Here is a 16,906-nt window from a genome sequence, read left to right on the forward strand (position 1 = left end):
TCTCATAATTCAATACTTTAACAATTGTGAGTAACTTTGTGAGTAACATTAATTAAACCACATTGCATAAATCAATTAAATCAATAGGTTGCAATTAAAATGCTTCTCATGATCGACAATTACGACTCTTTTACGTACAACATCGTCCAATATTTTGGCGAGTTAAATCAAGACGTTAAAGTAGTTCGCAATGACCAAGTCACTCTTGAGGACATTGAACGATGGCAACCAAAGTATTTGGTGGTCGGTCCTGGCCCGTGTTCTCCGACTGAAGCAGGGATTTCCATTCCTGCCATTCATCACTTCGCAGGCAAAATTCCCCTGCTCGGTGTTTGTTTAGGACATCAGGCAATCGGTCAGGCTTTCGGTGGCAATATCATTCGTGCCAAAACGGTGATGCATGGTCGTTTATCCGATATGCATCACATTGATAAAGGCATTTTTAGTGATTTGCCATCGCCATTTTCAGCAACACGTTATCACTCTTTAGTGATTGAACAGGAAACGTTACCTGAGTGTCTGGAAGTGACCTGCTGGACTAACCAAGCTGATGGCTCTATGGAAGAAATCATGGGGGTTAAACATAAGACATTGCCTGTAGAAGGTGTGCAGTTTCACCCTGAATCGATTTTGAGCCAGCATGGTCACCAAATCTTCAAGAATTTTTTAGAGATTTATGCATAAATGAATATTCAACAAGCTTTAAATCATATCACCAAAAATATTCATCTGACCCAAGCACAAATGGAAGACGTGATGCGTAGCATCATGCAGGGCGAAGCCACCGAAGCACAAATCGGTGCCTTGATGATGGGTTTGCGCATGAAAGGTGAAAGTATCGATGAAATTACCGCTGCGGCGCGTGTCATGCGTGATCTGGCAATTAAAATCGACGTGAGTGATATCAACTATTTGGTTGATATTGTAGGTACAGGCGGTGACGGTCAAAATCTGTTTAATGTATCCACTGCGTCCAGTTTTGTGATTGCTGCGGCAGGTGCCACCATTGCCAAGCATGGCAATCGTGGTGTATCTAGCAAATCGGGTTCATCAGACTTATTAGAACAAGCTGGGATTAACCTAGATCTTGATATGCAACAGACTGAACGTTGTATCCGTGAGATGGGCGTTGGTTTTTTATTTGCGCCAAATCATCATAAAGCCATGAAATATGCGGTTGGTCCACGCCGAGAACTGGGCATTCGAAGCATTTTCAATTTACTCGGCCCGCTTACGAATCCGGCTGGGGTAAAACGCTTTGTGATTGGGGTATTTTCAGATGAACTGTGTCGCCCAATTGCAGAAGTGATGAAGCAACTTGGTGCAGAGCATGTCATGGTGGTTCATTCCAAAGATGGACTTGATGAAATTAGCCTTGCCTCTCCCACTTATGTCGCAGAGTTGAAAAATGGTGAAATTATCGAATGGATTTTAAACCCTGAAGATATAGGCATCACTTCTCAAACTTTGAGTGGTTTAATTGTGGAAGACTCTAGCGCCAGTCTAAAATTGATTAAAGACGCGTTGGGACGTAAAAAATCCGAAATTGGTGAAAAAGCTGCAAATATGATTGCCCTCAATGCAGGGGCTGGTATTTATGTATCAGGACTCAGCACCAGTTATAAACAAGGTGTGGCATTGGCGCATGATATTATTTACGGCGGGCAGGCTTTAGAAAAAATGAGCATTCTGTCTGAATTTACCAAAGCATTAAAGCAATACTCAAACAACTGAGGTTATCCAAATGATTCAGATTCAAAATACCATTCTGGGTAAAATCGTTGATCGTAAACATGAAGAACTGGCTGATCGTTTAAAACAACGTAGCCTAAAAGATGTTGAAGAATGGACAAAACAGGCCACACCTGTTCGTGGCTTTGCACAGTCTTTGCGTCGTAAACGTCCCGGTGTGATTGCTGAAATTAAAAAAGCATCGCCCTCTAAAGGTGTGATTCGTGCTGACTTTAATCCTGCGGAAATTGCGGCGCAATATGAACAGGCAGGTGCAGCATGTTTATCTGTACTGACCGATGTTGATTTCTTTCAGGGTGCAGATGAAAATATTGCGATTGCTCGTGAGCATTGCAATCTGCCTGCATTACGCAAAGACTTTTTGGTTGATCCTTACAATGTCATTGAAGCCCGTGCCTTACAAGCTGATTGTATTTTGTTGATTGTGGCATGTTTATCGGATCAGCAACTTGAAGAAATGTCTAAGACTGCATTTGAATACAATTTGGATGTGCTGGTCGAAGTACATGACGAAGAAGAGTTGGAACGCGCACTTAAACTTTCTGAGAAGTGTTTGCTTGGGGTGAACAATCGTAATCTTAAAACATTTGATGTCGATTTAAATACCAGTTTACGTTTGAAGAAACTACTTGATCCGTCACGTTTATTGGTCACTGAAAGTGGTATTGCCACCCCTGCTGATATCGCCATGATGCAGGATCATGACATTCATGCATTTTTGGTGGGTGAAAGTTTTATGAAACAACCACGGCCAGATCAGGCATTTACTGCGTTATTTGGTGTGCCTAAGCTGGTTTAAATTAATTTTGTTAAAGCAATAGCAAATTGAACATTTGCTATTGTTCTTTCTTCTCTAAAAATTTAGTTAAATAATATAAATACATATCGAATGCTTCATTAACCGTCATTTGTATAGTTCTCGTATAAGCCAAGTCAATTTGAGCTTCATAAATATTTAGTAATAAAAGTAGTTCATCATCAATAATGTGCTTTGTTATAAAGTTAATATCACTTAAATACTGCTCTATATCTGTATTTAAATTCAAAGGATACTTTTCTAACAGATATTCTTTTAAAATGGTTACAGCAATTTTTTGCCTATTCAGATTCAAATCAACATAGCTTAATTGATTAAAGTATTCTCGAACATCTTCTTCCGATTTCATAAAGCAAATGTCTAAAGTGAATTCATCTTGATTATTTTTTAATACTTCTTCATTCGCCCAATCTTGAATCTCTTTAGTAGTAAGCAATCCAATTTCAAGCTTTAATTTAAAGCAAAATTTTTCAGCATCATCCATTTTATGTGCCTTTTTTTCATATATTTGGTATTTCATAATATAATGTTTACATACAGCCATAAGCTACACCATGATTCTATTATGAGCAAACACGACACTTCCCTTTCCAAAGCCCAACAAGATTTGCTAAAACAGTTTAAAAAACAAATCTCAAATGGTCAGGAAACTTCAAGCAATAAGCAAGCGTCAAACAAGCAGCCGATTTACAATGGGCCGCAAACTCAGCCAGAAGATGACAGCCAACTGTTTAGTAAAGCATTGCAAGGTGTAAAACCGATTGATCATGGCAATATCGCAGATATTAAACCGAGTCGAGCCAAAAAAGTCGATGCACAAACCCTAGCCAAACGCGCAGCGGCAGAAGGCAGTGCTGACACTGAAATGACTGAAATTTCAGATACCCAAGCCATTTTAAATCCTGTTGCCAGTCAAGCCAGCCTGAGTTATCGCATTGCGACCTTACAGCATAAAGTCTTTGAAGACTTAAAAGCGGGTAAGTTACGCTGGTTTGAAGCCGTAGATTTACATGGCTGTAACGTTGAGCAAGCACGTTCCGCCGTTTTACAGATCATTCAGATTGCGAAAGCAGAAAATCAGAATGTGATTAAGATCGTACATGGCAAAGGCCCTGAAGCGATTTTAAAAACTTATGTAAATGGTTGGCTACGGCAACATAGGGATGTATTAGCTTTTGTTAGTGCGCCTGAAAATCAGGGAGGTACTGGTGCTGTTCTGGTTTTACTCAAACGTGCAGAGAAGAATCCGAAATATGATGCACAGAAATGATTCCATTGCATCATTTCTGAATATTAAACACCTGTAGCAACTGTGCCACGACTGACACTGCAATGATTGCAGGTTGCTTGGAGCTAATCCCATCGATACCAATCGGGCAAACCAGAGATTCAAGTTGAGTTTGTGGATAACCCCGTGCACTCATGCGTTTTTCAAAAATCGCCCGTTTACTTTTTGAGCCAATCATTCCGACATAGGCAAAAGCTTGATCTGAAGGTTTCAACGCTTCAAAACATAATTGCAAATCTAACTGATGATCGTGGGTTAAAATCAAAATTGCCCCTGATCGATCAAAATGAGTAATTTCCGCTTCTGGCACATCAGTACTGATACACTTGACTTGATCCATTAAATCACGTGGAAAAATGTCGTCCCGATTATCCACCCAAGTGATCTGTACCCCGATCGGCAATAAACAGCGCACAATCGCCTCACCCACATGACCTGCACCAAAAATCATGACTTTCATGGCATAGGGTTGAATACTTTGAATCCATTGCCATCTGGAATCATCTTGCTGAAATTCACTGTTAGATGAAGCCGATGAATCATTTGCAATCGACCAACTGGATGCCTGACCATCCGACACTGTCCTGATGATACTTTGACGTTTTTGCCATGCAGCCTGACAAGCAATCAGTTCATCCTTAATAGCTTCTATTTTTTCAAATAACAGCCACATCACTCCGCCACAACATTGTCCTAAACGTGCACTGAGATTGAATCGTTCAATCCGTTGGTGGCATGATTCAGAACTCAATAGCATTTGTTTGGCAATATCGATCGCCTGAAACTCCAAATGACCGCCACCGATGGTATCGGATTGCTGAATCTGTTGTTGCTGATCGAGTCGTAACAGCATGGTTGCCCCCACTTCTCGTGGGGTCGAACCATCTGCACGAAGCACAGTGACCAATACGACAGAAATATTTTGCTGCTGCCATTCGACCAAGTCTCGCCACCATTGTAAATGCTGCATCATGTTCAATGGTTAACGCAATTTAGGTTCTGGGCGATCCAGCAATGCATGACCTCGACCGATTGAAATCGCACGTAGAATTTCTTCTGCGGTCGCGGGCGCATTTAACTCAAGCGGTGCATCCTCTGGAATCGCAGCTTGTACGGCTTGGCGAATCGCAGAGAATACCGAAAGTCCTAACATAAACGGCGGCTCGCCCACAGCTTTAGAGCGATAAATGGTATCGACAGCATTTTGATTATCAAACAATTTGACATTAAAGACATGCGGAATATCGACGCTAGTCGGGATTTTATATGTCGACGGCGCATGGGTGAATAAGCGTCCTGCATGTGGCCCTTGCGGTTGCCAATACAGCTCTTCAGTAGTGAGCCAGCCCATGCCTTGTATAAAACCACCTTCAATCTGACCAATATCAATGGCTGGGTTAATCGAACGACCGACATCATGCAAAATATCAGTTCGTAATACTTTCATTTCCCCAGTCAAAGTATCAATCGCCACTTCACTGACCGCCGCACCATAGGCATAGTAGAAAAATGGACGACCTAAATGATTGACCTGATCATAATGAATTTCTGGGGTTTTATAAAAACCACTGTCCCAAAGCTGCACCCGTGCCATATAGGCACGATTCACCAAATCAGGAAATGCCCATGACTGACCATTACTTGTAGTGACTTGATTATCTTCAAACTGAATGCCTTCAACATCACTTTGACTTATTTCAGCCGCAAGTTTGGCAAGGCGTTCACGAATCTTGATACAGGCATTTTGTACGGCTTTACCATTTAAATCAGCACCACTCGAAGCCGCAGTCGCGGAAGTATTCGGTACACGTGACGTATCCGTTGCAACCAAACGCACCTGATCAATGGCTAAACCAAGCTCATGTGCAGCCACCTGACGCACTTTGGTATATAAACCCTGCCCCATTTCTGTGCCGCCATGGGTGATGGCAACCGTGCCATCCATATACACATAAACCAGCGCCCCTGCTTGGTTATAATGCACCGCATTAAAGGAAATACCGAACATAAGTGGTGTCAGCGCAATTCCACGTTTAATAATTGCATTGTTTTGGTTAAATGCATCAATGTTTTGTTTACGTTTAAAATATTGACTACTTTCCAATAACTCTTCGACCATTTTCGGCGCAACATTGTCCCGAACTTCTGCGCCATAATGCATATGATCACGACCATTGCCAGGCTTTTCTGCAAAAAAGTTACGTTGACGCACCAAGACTGGATCGCATTTTAGATAACGGGCAATGTCGTCAATAATCACTTCAATGACAAACATGCCCTGTGGTCCACCAAAACCACGATAGGCTGTATTGGATACGGTATTGGTTTTACAACGTAAATTACGCAGTTGCACGGTATTTAGATAATACGCATTGCCAATATGACAGATCGCACGTTCATTCACTGGACCTGATAAATCCGCAGAGAAACCACAATTCGATGCCAATTGAACTTTTAAACCCTCTAAGACACCTAAATCGTCAAAAGCCACCGACCACTCATAGGCAAAACCATGACGTTTACCCGTCGAACTCATATCGTCATCACGGTCTAAACGAAGTTTGCATGGACGACCAGATTTCTGTGCTGCAAGAGAGGCAATACACGCCCATTGTGCCGACTGTGATTCCTTGCCGCCAAAGCCACCACCCATACGACGTGCCTCAACGCTGACCTGATGCATATTGAAACCTAATGCATGACAAATCAATAATTGCATTTCGGTAGGATGCTGAGTCGAACAATAGACTTTGAGCGTGTGATCTTCTTGAGGAACAGCATACGAAATCTGCCCTTCTAGATAAAAATGTTCTTGTCCACCGAGTTCAATGGAACCAGAAAGTTGATGCGATGCAGTTTGAAAAGCCTGCTCAACCTCTCCATGACTAAAATCGACAGGTGGCAACACCCAAGATTGCTGTTCAATCGCCTCTTGAATACTTAAAATCGGAGTTTCAGGAGCATATTCAATCTGGGCTAAACGCACGGCTCTACGTGCCTGTTGATAAGTTTTAGCTGCCACCACAAATAAGGCCTGACCATAAAATTCGACCTGATCTTTGGCAAAAATCGGATCGTCTTTGACAATAGGGCCCCAATTATTTTCAATGGTAACATCATCAGCCGTATACACTGCATAGACACCATCTGCCTGACGAACTGCGTTTAAGTCAAATTGTGTGATTTTACCTTTGGCACATTGGGAAAAACCGACTGCCAGATGTAAGGTATTTTCAAGCTCTGGCAAATCATCAATATAGGTCGCTTGCCCTGTTACATGTAAATGCGCACTTTCATGTGGAATCGATTGCCCTGCTTTGGCCGATGCTTTTAAACTCTTTAATTCGATGGACTGATTCATTGTTACACCTCCACCAATGCGATTAAATCTTCAACTCGAGTAAGATTTTGCGCCTGAATTTTTTCTACATAAAACCGCTGTAAACAGTTCTGTGCCACTTGCAGTCGATAAGCACTACTGGCTCGACCATCGCTCAACGGCTGATAATCCTGCGCTAATGCAATTTGTGCCTGTTCAAGTAATTCAGGGGTGATCACCTGTCGCAACAAAACTTTTTCGGTATTAAACGCCCGTTTTGGAATCGCCGCCATACCACCAAACGCAATCTTAATGGTTTGAACCACTTTATTCTCATCTAACTCACAACTCAAGGCAGCACACACCGCCGAAATATCCTGTTCAAAACGTTTTGAGATTTTATAAGTGGCAAATTTAAAAGTTTCAGATGGTTCACGAATTGGCACTAAAATCGCTTCAACAAATTCACCCGCCTGCAAAGCTGTCTTTTGATAATCCAGATAAAAATCAGCCAAAGTGATTTCACGAGTTTGCTCGCCACAGCGCAAGCGCAACATGGTATCCAGTGTGATTAAAGCAGGCATTGAATCGCCAATAGGAGAACCATTGGCAATATTACCGCCTAAAGTCCCTGCATTTTTGATGGGCATGGAAGCAAAACGGCGCTGTAATTCAGAAAAATCTGGATAAATGTCAGATATTTTAGCCAATGCATCGCTTAAACTGACATTGGCACCAATCTCAAGTTGATCATTGTTTACTGTTATTTTCTTTAACTCTTCAACCTGACCAATATACAGCATATCGCCCAAGTTTCGACCAAGCTTCGTCACCCACAATCCGACATCGGTGCTACCTGCGACAATGCGTGCCTGTGGAAATTGCTGACGTAAACTTGCAAACTCCTGTAAGGTTTTAGGCGCAAAGAATTGCTGCCCCTGATAATTTAATTCTAAAGACGGTAAAGCGTGAATCTCAGTCAAAACTTTGATGACTTTTTCACGCTCTAATTGCACACGTGGATAATTATAAGCTTGTTGTGCGGCATCTAAAATTGGACGATAACCTGTACAGCGGCATAAATTCCCTGAAACATAATCACTGACTTTTTCTTTATTGGGAGCATGTAGTTCATTTTCGTACATTGACCACAACGACATAATAAAGCCTGGGGTACAAAAACCACATTGTGAGCCATGCTGCTCAATCATTGCTTGCTGCACAGGATGCATTTGACCTGTTGAAGCTGAAATGAGTTGCTGAAGATCTTCTACGGTGAAAAGGGCTTTACCATCTAAAGTAGGTAAAAACTGAATACAGGCATTGACACTACGCAGTTGTAATTGATCATTCACCAACTCTCCAATGACCACCGTACATGCCCCACAGTCGCCCTCTGCACAGCCTTCTTTGGTTCCAGTTTGGCGCGTTTTCTCAGCCGAAACATATTCACGTAAATATTGTAAAACGGTCGTGGTTGGTGCAAGCATTTCAATTTGCTGGCATTGTCCTCGGAAATAAAACGTGATGGGACGTGCTGACATTTTCTATCCTTTTTACTTCTGCATCCAGATACTCAAAGATGAGCAAATAAAATGCCACATTAAATGTGATGACTTGGTTTTTGCAGTTGTAAATAACCGATATAAGAGTTTAGATATATCTTTAAAATCAACTATAAACAGCCAAACTATTATTCTTTTTTAGCAGATTTTTATCACAAAATAAGGAGAAAATTAGCATTTGATGAAATATCAGCCACAATAAAACTGAATTTTATTCAGCTTTTCTATATTAAGCACCATCTGAATAAATATCCTGCAAAGTTACATGACCCACTTGATCGGTTTTCTGATACAATGCCGAGCTTGTTTAATAGAGTAAGCCAATACGTCTTATGTCAATGCAGCAATCCTATGCAAATATTCTGACCGCAGTGGGTGAGGATTTAAATCGTCCTGGGCTTAAAGATACGCCTATTCGAGCTGCCAAGGCATTTTCTTTTTTGACCTCTGGTTATGGCAAAACACTGGAAGAAGTCACCAATAGTGCGGTTTTTCCATCAGATAACCATGAAATGGTGTTGGTTAAAAATATTGAATTTTATTCTTTATGCGAACACCATCTTTTGCCATTTTACGGACGTGTGCATATCGCCTACTTACCTGAGGGTAAAGTCTTAGGATTATCTAAATTTGCCCGTATTACTGAAATGTTTGCGCGTCGCTTACAGATTCAGGAAAATCTGACGCAGCAAATTGCAGAGGCTGTATTAGAAGTAACACAAGCACGTGGCGTTGCTGTCATGATTGATTCAGCACATATGTGTATGATGATGCGTGGCGTAGGTAAACAGGAATCGACGACGCGTACTGTGTCTTTTTTAGGTGACTTTAAAACCGATAAAGAAGTTCGTCGTGAATTTTTAAGTGCTGTACCTGAAAGTTATTAACTTTCTGCCAAAATTTTAAATTATCAGCCAGACAATAACATAAAGTCTGGCGATTATTGACATTAACGAAGTAATAATGAAGGTAGATCGTTAGTGGAATTTTTCGATTTTTTACTCAGTTTTGAACATTATCTGCCTATTTTGATTCAACAATATGGGTTATGGATTTATGCCCTGCTCTTTTTGATTATCTTTTGTGAAACGGCTTTCGTTTTCATGTTTTTTTTGCCTGGTGATAGTCTACTTCTTGCGGTTGGTGCGCTTTGTTCAACCATCCCCATGATGAATCTTGGTTTTATCATCATCTTGCTTTCTATCGCAGCCACACTTGGTTATATGGTGAATTATCATATTGGTCGTCGTATGGGAGTGCGTATTTTTGAAATCAAATCACGCTTGATTAAGCACGAACATTTATTAAAAACCCATGATTACTTTAAACGACATGGTGCCTTGACGATATTAGTCGCTCGGTTTATCCCATTTGTACGCTCTTTTGCCCCTTTTGCAGCTGGTTCGAGTGGCATGAATTATAGTGTGTTCTCCCTGTATAACATTGTCGGGGCTTTTATCTGGATTGCCTTGTTGGTAACCGCAGGTTATTTACTTGGTCATACCGTGATGTTTATTGGTGATATTGAATAGATTTCTATCATCAGTCCGTTTTATTTTTTCCGATGCGAGAAAACTAAAAGGCTCTAAAAAGTTATCAAAGAAATCTAATCGCTATTGAATACCGATGATTTAATTTATAAAAATCAGCTTGATCATTGCTGTAAAACATGGGATATTCTGCCAAAGCGTTAGCAGGTCATTCATTGCCTGACTAAAATCGTAAGCGTTCACGTTATCCAACGCATCTGTTCCAGTATTTTTTTAATAATGGAAGTGGATGCACGTGTCTATACGGTATCCCTTCCATGGAGTACCAAATGACACAGTCTAATCAAAATATGACCATGACAGCACCCTCCTCGTTAGATAACGATACTAAAACGCTTTACCCTTTAGTGATCGCGCTTTTTCTTTCTTATCTCACCATCTCCGCTCCTCTTGCAGTGATTCCACTGTATGTGCATGACAGTTTAAAATTCAATAATTTTTGGGTGGGTATCGCTGTTGGTACACAATTTGTAGCCACAGTTTTGACACGCCCTTATGCAGGTCGTATTGCCGATCAAATCAGCGCAAAACGTGCGACTTTGCAAGGTATGGCATCTTTATTAATTGCAGGATGTATTTATATTCTGGCTTTTTTTGCACCTGTTTCGATGATATTGAAGTTTGTGATCTTACTGCTCGGCCGTTTGGTTCATGGTTATGCAGAAAGTTTACTGGTCAGCGGACATTTAACTTGGGGACTTGGCTTAGTCGGACAAGCACGTGCGGGAAAATTACTATCCTTTACAGGCATGGCCATGTTTGGTGCTTTGGCCGCAGGCGCACCCTTGGGACTCTGGTTATATGAAAGCTTTGGATTTTACGCGGTTGCTTTGCTTCTGATCAGTTTACCCCTTGTCTCTTTGCTAATTGATATTTTTATCCGAGCGACTCAACCGCATACGGGTACCTATCCACCACTCAAACAGGTCATTCAATACGTTTGGCGTTTTGGTCTGGTATTAGCTTTGCAAGGTGTCGGTTTTGCCTGTATCGGCACATTTGTCGCCCTTTATTTTAAAGAGCAACAGTGGGCCTATGCTGGTTATGCACTGACCTTTTTTGGGTTAGCTTTTGTGGCTGTGCGGATTTTCTGCGGACATTTAACTGATAAAGTTTCGGGCTTTAAACTGGTTAAATATTCATTAATCATTGAAGCGATTGGGCTATTTTTATTATTTATATCGCCGCGTGTGGAAATTGCCTTACTAGGTGCGGTGGTCACTGGTGCAGGATGTTCTTTAATTTATCCAGCTTTAGGAGTCGAACTGATTAAAGGCGCTCCTGCTCAAATTCGTGGTACGGCAATGGGCGTGTTTTCAGCCTGTCAGGATATTGCCTACGCCATTTATGCCCCTGTATTTGGACTAGTTGCCCTTTATCTGGGCTATCCATCGGTCTTTATCACAGCTTCATTTTGCGCATTATTAGGTTGTCTCATTAATATTTATACGCGAAAGTTTGCGCTGCAAACACGAATCAACCCATAAAATTTAGGGCACTAACGTGCCCTATCATTTTCAAAATTGCTAAAAAACGCCTTTGGAGAGCCCAGAATAATTTTGTATTTTATTGAAATTCGTTTAGTTTCCAACGGCCGTTATGACTTCGATTTCCCAGTATTTTTAGCACCAAAACCAAACTTAACAACAATAATAAATACCACGATCCAAGCTTACCCCAACCCACCATATGCCAAGCATTCACCTGACTTGGGTAGAGCCAGATTTTATAAAAAGTACTAATGTTTTCAGCAATCCAGATGATAAATGCCAAGACTAAAAGTACAGGTAACATGGGGAGTTGAAAGGCGCTTGTAGATAAACAAAAAGTTAATCGAGTTTTCCAGAAAATGATGACACTCCAAAGGAATAAGGCATAACGCAGATCTGGAATAAAAAATTTGCTCATAAAATTGATATATGAACATAACGCCAATGCCAGCATATTGCCAAAACGTGGTAAAGCCTCAAAGGAGATATGATATAGACGTAAGGAACGAGCAAAAAAACTTCCGACTGCTGAATACATAAATCCAGCAAAAAGTGGCACTGTCCAAAGTTTAAATATAGCAGGCTGAGGATATTGCCATGAAGCGATTGCGGGATGCGTCAGAAAAATCTCCATCACCATCGCCATGATATGGAATAAAGCAATCACTTTGGCCTCAGCCCAAGATTCAAGTTTTAAGTAAAGTAAACAAGCTTGAATCGCCAAGGCATAAAAAAGCAAATAGTCATAACGATAAAAGCCAAGATAATCATGACTGCCCATCGGCGCAGTAACCACAAATGCCAATAGTAATAAAATACCAAACAAGGCAGCGGAAGCTGCCTTAAAACAAAATTGAGAAACGAGTTTCAGAACGTACACAAAATAATTTACAGGCTCACAAAAACCTTATCCCAAGTATTTGGCGCTATATTCATGTACGGTATCAACAAAAATTTTCGGTTGAACAGGATCTACCCATTGCGTGATGCCATGTCCAAGATTTGCTACATAACCTTTTGTTTCACCATTGGCATAAGCATCGTCCAGCATCGCTTTGACAGATTTTTCAATGGATGCTCTAGAGCCATACAATACCGCAGGATCCAGATTACCCTGTACAGCAGCACGACCTGCAATACTTTGACGAGCAACATTTAAGGGAGTTGTCCAATCCAGTCCAAGCGCATCAGCACCTGTCGCAATCATGGGTTCTAACCATTGACCACCACCTTTGGTAAATAAAATCACTGGAATACGACGACCGTCTTTTTCACGTTGTAAACCCGCGACAATTTTTTGCATATAGTTGAGTGAAAATTCAATATATTCACGGTGTGCCAACGCACCGCCCCAACTATCAAAAATTTGAATCGCTTGAGCACCCGCATCGATCTGTGCATTTAAATAATCAATGACAGCGACAGCAAGACGATCAAGCAAGGCATGCAAAACTTCTGGCTGTGAATAAAGCATATGTTTGGTATGACGGAAATCTTTACTCGAACCACCTTCAATCATATACGTAGCCAGTGTCCATGGACTGCCTGAAAAACCAATCAAAGGAACCTGACCGCCCAATGCAGAACGAATAGTCGAAACTGCATTCATGACGTAATCCAGATCGGACTTGGCATTGAAGTTAGGTAAATTTAAAACATCTTGTTCAGTACGAATGGTCTTTTTAAACTTTGGCCCTTCACCCGTTTCAAAATAAAGCCCCAAACCCAATGCATCTGGTACGGTTAGAATATCTGAAAATAAAATAGCCGCATCTAAATCATAACGACGTAAAGGCTGCAAAGTCACTTCACAGGCAAAATCAGTATTTTTACATAATGATAAAAAATCACCTGCTTTACCGCGCGTTTCGCGGTACTCAGGTAAATAACGACCTGCTTGTCGCATCATCCATACAGGTGTGGTGTCCACAGGTTCACGCAATAAAGCACGTAGAAAACGATCATTTTTTAAGGTCGTCATTTACTTTCTCTATCTCAATTTTTATTGCATGCATCATAACAAAAAGGTTTGCGATTTAATAACTTCTCTGTGCGATAAAATCCAGATAAGGCAAGATAAAATTGGATAACTACACAAAAGAACTACTGCATCGTGATGTATTTTCTGTAATACTTACTCCGTTTTCTGTCCTAACTATATGAATAATTCTTAAGGTTGAATTACATGTTTGTTCGCTCTTTGCTCGCTTTGAGTCTAACTTGTATTATGACTGGCACAGCGTTTGCTGCACCTACGGCTGAGCAACCGTTAAATCCAAAAGTGATTCGCACTCAATCTGTTCAAGATCCGATTGATCCACTTGCCATTGAACGTAAGCCTCTCTCTCAAAATACATCTTCAGCCTCTAGTCCTGTTTCGTCACCTGTGACAAATTCGGCTTCAGCTCCTGCTGCAAATGTTGCGGCTACATCTAGCCCAGCAAGTTCAGATCAGGCACAAGTCAGTGCTCAAGAAGAACATGATCTGAATCAGGCCTCTGCAACATTGCAAAACCTTGAAAGCAGCGAAACGAAAAATGCGGATACAGGCGTTGCACCAACCTCTGCTCAAAAAGCAGCAGCCACGACAACTGCTGCAAAAACTCAGGCAGGTAAAGCATCTTGGACACTTGACGGTCTAAATAATGCTGACTGGTATGAAAATATCGGACGTGGTCAATTTCCAGTCTATGCGCGTGCGCAAGTCATGCTGAATAATACCCATGCGTCTCCAGGTGCAATCGACGGCACAAGTGGTATGAATACGCTGAAAGCTCTCTCATCTTTTCAGCAAATGAATGGTTTAAAACCAACAGGTGAGCTGACCAAAGAAACGTGGGATGCCTTGGTCGCCAAGCAAAACAAACCCGCTTTTGTAGAATACACCTTGACAGCAGAAGACTTAAAAGGTCCTTATGCTGCATCTATTCCCCATGATTATGCACTACAGGCCAAAATGAAAGGTTTGTACTACACTCGTGTTACAGAAATGTTGGGCGAAAAATTCCATATGGATGAAGACTTTTTGAAAAAGTTAAATCCTAAGGCAAACTTTAAAAAAGAAGGTGAAAAGATTATTGTCGCCAATGTGCGTAATGATCTCCCAGAAGATATTCATCTGATCATTGCCCATAAAGGCGCACGTCAGTTATATCTATTTAACAGCCGCAACCAAATGATTGCCTCATTTCCTGCAACCATTGGCAGTAGTGATACGCCATCTCCAACAGGTACTTATAAGGTAGTGGGTGTTGCGCGTAATCCTTGGTATAGCTATTCACCAAGTAACTTTGTACAAGGTAATAACTTAAAACCACTTTCATTACCGCCTGGTCCAAATGCCCCTGTAGGTAATATCTGGATTGGTTTAAGTAAAAAATCTTTTGGTATTCATGGAACACCAAACCCTTCTGCGATTTCCAAAACAGCATCACATGGTTGTATTCGTCTAACCAACTGGGATGCCAATGATTTGGGCAATAAAGTCAGCAGTGGTGTAACTGTTAAATTCCTTGAATAAAATCAATTAGCCCTTTTAAAGCCTGCATCTTAATGCGGGCTTTTTTATATTCCACTTTTATAGTTAACGTAAGTTCGATGAAAATATTTCTTTAACTTATTGAAAAACAATGATCTTGGCGGAGTCTTACTGAGTTCTCATCTAATTTTAGGATTAGCTTTCAGCTAGAGTTACTTTGGTTTCGCCCAAAGTAACCAAAAGCATTGTCATCTGCAAAACCTGTTGTCTTCTTGGATTTATTAAAATATATCGCAGAAACAGTATCTTGTTTACACTATACAGGTTGCAGATGACGTTTACGAGTATCATATCCATTGTCGAACTCAGGTTAGTTATCAATTATTTTGATACTTTTTATTGTTCTATTATTTTTACTAATTATAAAAATATCCTAAAATCATTTCACAAATAGAACAATTTGTTCCAATACTGGTGTTTTTACTTTGCTGAGGGATTGCTACGATGTGTTCATGAAGTAATACATAAGAATTTGGGAGGTGCAGAATGAATGCATATCTACATCGTAGTGAAAACCGTGGTCATGTCCAAGCAGGTTGGTTAAATACCTATCATAGCTTTTCATTTGGAAGCTGGTATGATCCAAAATATATGGGTTTTGGTCCACTTCGTGTGATTAATGACGATACGATTGCTGCACATAATGGTTTTGGTACTCATCCACATGACAATATGGAAATCTTGACTTATGTCACCGATGGCCGCCTGAGCCACCGTGATACGATGGGTAATGAAGAACATATCACCGCAGGTGAATGGCAGTTGATGAGTGCGGGTACGGGTGTTGCACATAGTGAGTTCAATAATAGCGATGAGCCAGTGCATCTATTTCAAATCTGGATTCATCCAAATGTACGCGATGCTGAACCAACGTATCAACAAATCAAACTTGATCCGAGTGAACAGCCAAACCAATGGCACTTGATTGCAGGACCAAATGATAATGCTGCTATGCATATTCGCCAAAATGCAGAAGTGAAAGCGGCTGTGTTAGAAGCTGGTAAAACACTTGAGATTGCTGCAACTCAAAAGCACAATTATGTGCATGTGATTAAAGGTCAAATTATGATTGAGAATCAAATTGTTAAAGCAGGTGATGCTTTATTGTTTGATGAGAAAACTACGATTCATGCACTTGAAGATAGTGAAATGATCTGGTTCGATTTACCAGCATAATCTTATTAACTTAACGCACTGTTTCGCCAGAAGCAGTGCGTTTTTGTTTATATCATTCCTTTTTAACTCATTTTTATGATCGGCTAGATTCCATACTCTAGTCTCGTGAATCAATCCGCTTAAACTTTTACACATCGTTTGCATTTCTAAATGGCGTATGTCGCCATGAACAAAGGCTTAATCGGTTGTACCCCTTCTGGATCTTTCTAAATAGCGTATGTCGCCATGAACGCAATAAGATGTGGGCGATTCAGCAGCTTAAATTTCTAAATGGCGTATGCCGCCATGAACCATACGCATGAATTTGCTTTCGTTTGGGGATATTTCTAAATGGCGTATGCCGCCATGAACTAACAGATAAGGTTGGCTCACTATTGCTTGCTTTTCTAAATGGCGTATGCCGCCATGAAC

The 16,906-nt window shown here is 40.8% G+C and carries 15 protein-coding genes and 1 CRISPR repeat array; of the genes, 9 read left to right on the top strand and 6 right to left on the bottom strand.

The annotated features are described in order from the left end of the window. Positions 1–99 precede the first annotated feature (99 nt). From F944_RS09960 to trpC, 3 genes are read left to right on the top strand one after another with little or no spacing between them, the layout of a single operon-like run. Positions 100–684, top strand: coding sequence for an anthranilate synthase component II (locus F944_RS09960; protein WP_004990052.1), 585 nt, complete (start codon positions 100–102; stop codon positions 682–684). Then, positions 685–1,734: an anthranilate phosphoribosyltransferase gene (gene trpD / locus F944_RS09965; protein ID WP_004990054.1), complete on the top strand. Its 1,050-nt coding sequence runs from the start codon at positions 685–687 to the stop codon at positions 1,732–1,734. A 10-nt stretch (positions 1,735–1,744) separates the two neighbouring features. Further along, positions 1,745–2,551, top strand: coding sequence for an indole-3-glycerol phosphate synthase TrpC (gene trpC, locus F944_RS09970; protein WP_004990056.1), 807 nt, complete (start codon positions 1,745–1,747; stop codon positions 2,549–2,551). Between the two features lie 37 nt (positions 2,552–2,588). Here the strand turns inward: trpC and F944_RS09975 are convergent, their stop codons facing one another. Further along, the gene (locus tag F944_RS09975; RefSeq protein WP_010588767.1) at positions 2,589–3,113 is read right to left on the bottom strand and encodes a hypothetical protein; all 525 of its coding nucleotides are present in this window, start codon (positions 3,111–3,113) and stop codon (positions 2,589–2,591) included. 21 nt (positions 3,114–3,134) lie between these two features. Here F944_RS09975 and F944_RS09980 point away from each other — a divergent pair, with 21 nt between their 5' ends. Then, entirely contained in the window at positions 3,135–3,839 is a 705-nt protein-coding gene (locus F944_RS09980; RefSeq protein WP_004990060.1) for a Smr/MutS family protein, read from the top strand. A 10-nt stretch (positions 3,840–3,849) separates the two neighbouring features. Here F944_RS09980 and xdhC read toward each other — a convergent pair whose 3' ends face one another. The 3 genes from xdhC to xdhA are packed head-to-tail and all read right to left on the bottom strand — an operon-like array spanning position 3,850 to position 8,720. After that, a complete protein-coding gene (gene xdhC / locus F944_RS09985) occupies positions 3,850–4,827 on the bottom strand; it encodes a xanthine dehydrogenase accessory protein XdhC (RefSeq protein ID WP_010588768.1) in 978 nt (325 codons plus the stop codon). Positions 4,828–4,839: 12 nt separating this feature from the next. After that, entirely contained in the window at positions 4,840–7,218 is a 2,379-nt protein-coding gene (xdhB, locus tag F944_RS09990; RefSeq protein WP_004990066.1) for a xanthine dehydrogenase molybdopterin binding subunit, read from the bottom strand. A gap of 2 nt (positions 7,219–7,220) precedes the next feature. After that, positions 7,221–8,720 carry a xanthine dehydrogenase small subunit gene (gene xdhA / locus F944_RS09995; protein ID WP_004990068.1) on the bottom strand — a complete coding sequence of 500 codons (1,500 nt, stop codon included), beginning with the start codon at positions 8,718–8,720 and terminating at the stop codon, positions 7,221–7,223. Between the two features lie 359 nt (positions 8,721–9,079). Here xdhA and folE point away from each other — a divergent pair, with 359 nt between their 5' ends. The 3 genes from folE (at position 9,080) to F944_RS10010 (ending at position 11,778) form a co-directional block, all read left to right on the top strand. Further along, complete coding sequence (gene folE, locus F944_RS10000; RefSeq protein ID WP_171063284.1) at positions 9,080–9,628, top strand: GTP cyclohydrolase I FolE; 549 nt, start codon at positions 9,080–9,082, stop codon at positions 9,626–9,628. Positions 9,629–9,721: 93 nt separating this feature from the next. Then, positions 9,722–10,273, top strand: a complete 552-nt coding sequence (locus F944_RS10005) for a VTT domain-containing protein (protein ID WP_004990072.1) — start codon at positions 9,722–9,724, stop codon at positions 10,271–10,273. Between the two features lie 287 nt (positions 10,274–10,560). Further along, entirely contained in the window at positions 10,561–11,778 is a 1,218-nt protein-coding gene (locus F944_RS10010) for an MFS transporter (protein WP_004990073.1), read from the top strand. A 79-nt stretch (positions 11,779–11,857) separates the two neighbouring features. Here F944_RS10010 and F944_RS10015 read toward each other — a convergent pair whose 3' ends face one another. Together F944_RS10015 and hemE are read right to left on the bottom strand one after the other, a co-directional pair. Further along, positions 11,858–12,661, bottom strand: coding sequence for a DUF817 family protein (locus tag F944_RS10015; protein WP_004990076.1), 804 nt, complete (start codon positions 12,659–12,661; stop codon positions 11,858–11,860). A gap of 27 nt (positions 12,662–12,688) precedes the next feature. Next, positions 12,689–13,762, bottom strand: a complete 1,074-nt coding sequence (hemE, locus tag F944_RS10020; protein ID WP_004990080.1) for a uroporphyrinogen decarboxylase — start codon at positions 13,760–13,762, stop codon at positions 12,689–12,691. Positions 13,763–13,966: 204 nt separating this feature from the next. On the opposite strand from hemE, the gene F944_RS10025 reads away from it, so the two are divergent. Both F944_RS10025 and F944_RS10030 read left to right on the top strand, forming a co-directional pair. Next, positions 13,967–15,301: a L,D-transpeptidase family protein gene (locus tag F944_RS10025; RefSeq protein WP_004990082.1), complete on the top strand. Its 1,335-nt coding sequence runs from the start codon at positions 13,967–13,969 to the stop codon at positions 15,299–15,301. Between the two features lie 504 nt (positions 15,302–15,805). Continuing rightward, the gene (locus tag F944_RS10030; RefSeq protein ID WP_004990083.1) at positions 15,806–16,495 is read left to right on the top strand and encodes a pirin family protein; all 690 of its coding nucleotides are present in this window, start codon (positions 15,806–15,808) and stop codon (positions 16,493–16,495) included. Positions 16,496–16,638: 143 nt separating this feature from the next. Then, positions 16,639–16,906: a CRISPR direct-repeat array (repeat unit 28 nt; unit sequence TTTCTAAATGGCGTATGCCGCCATGAAC).

The sequence above is a fragment of the Acinetobacter ursingii DSM 16037 = CIP 107286 genome, assembly GCF_000368825.1.
GTDB classification, from domain to species: domain Bacteria; phylum Pseudomonadota; class Gammaproteobacteria; order Pseudomonadales; family Moraxellaceae; genus Acinetobacter; species Acinetobacter ursingii.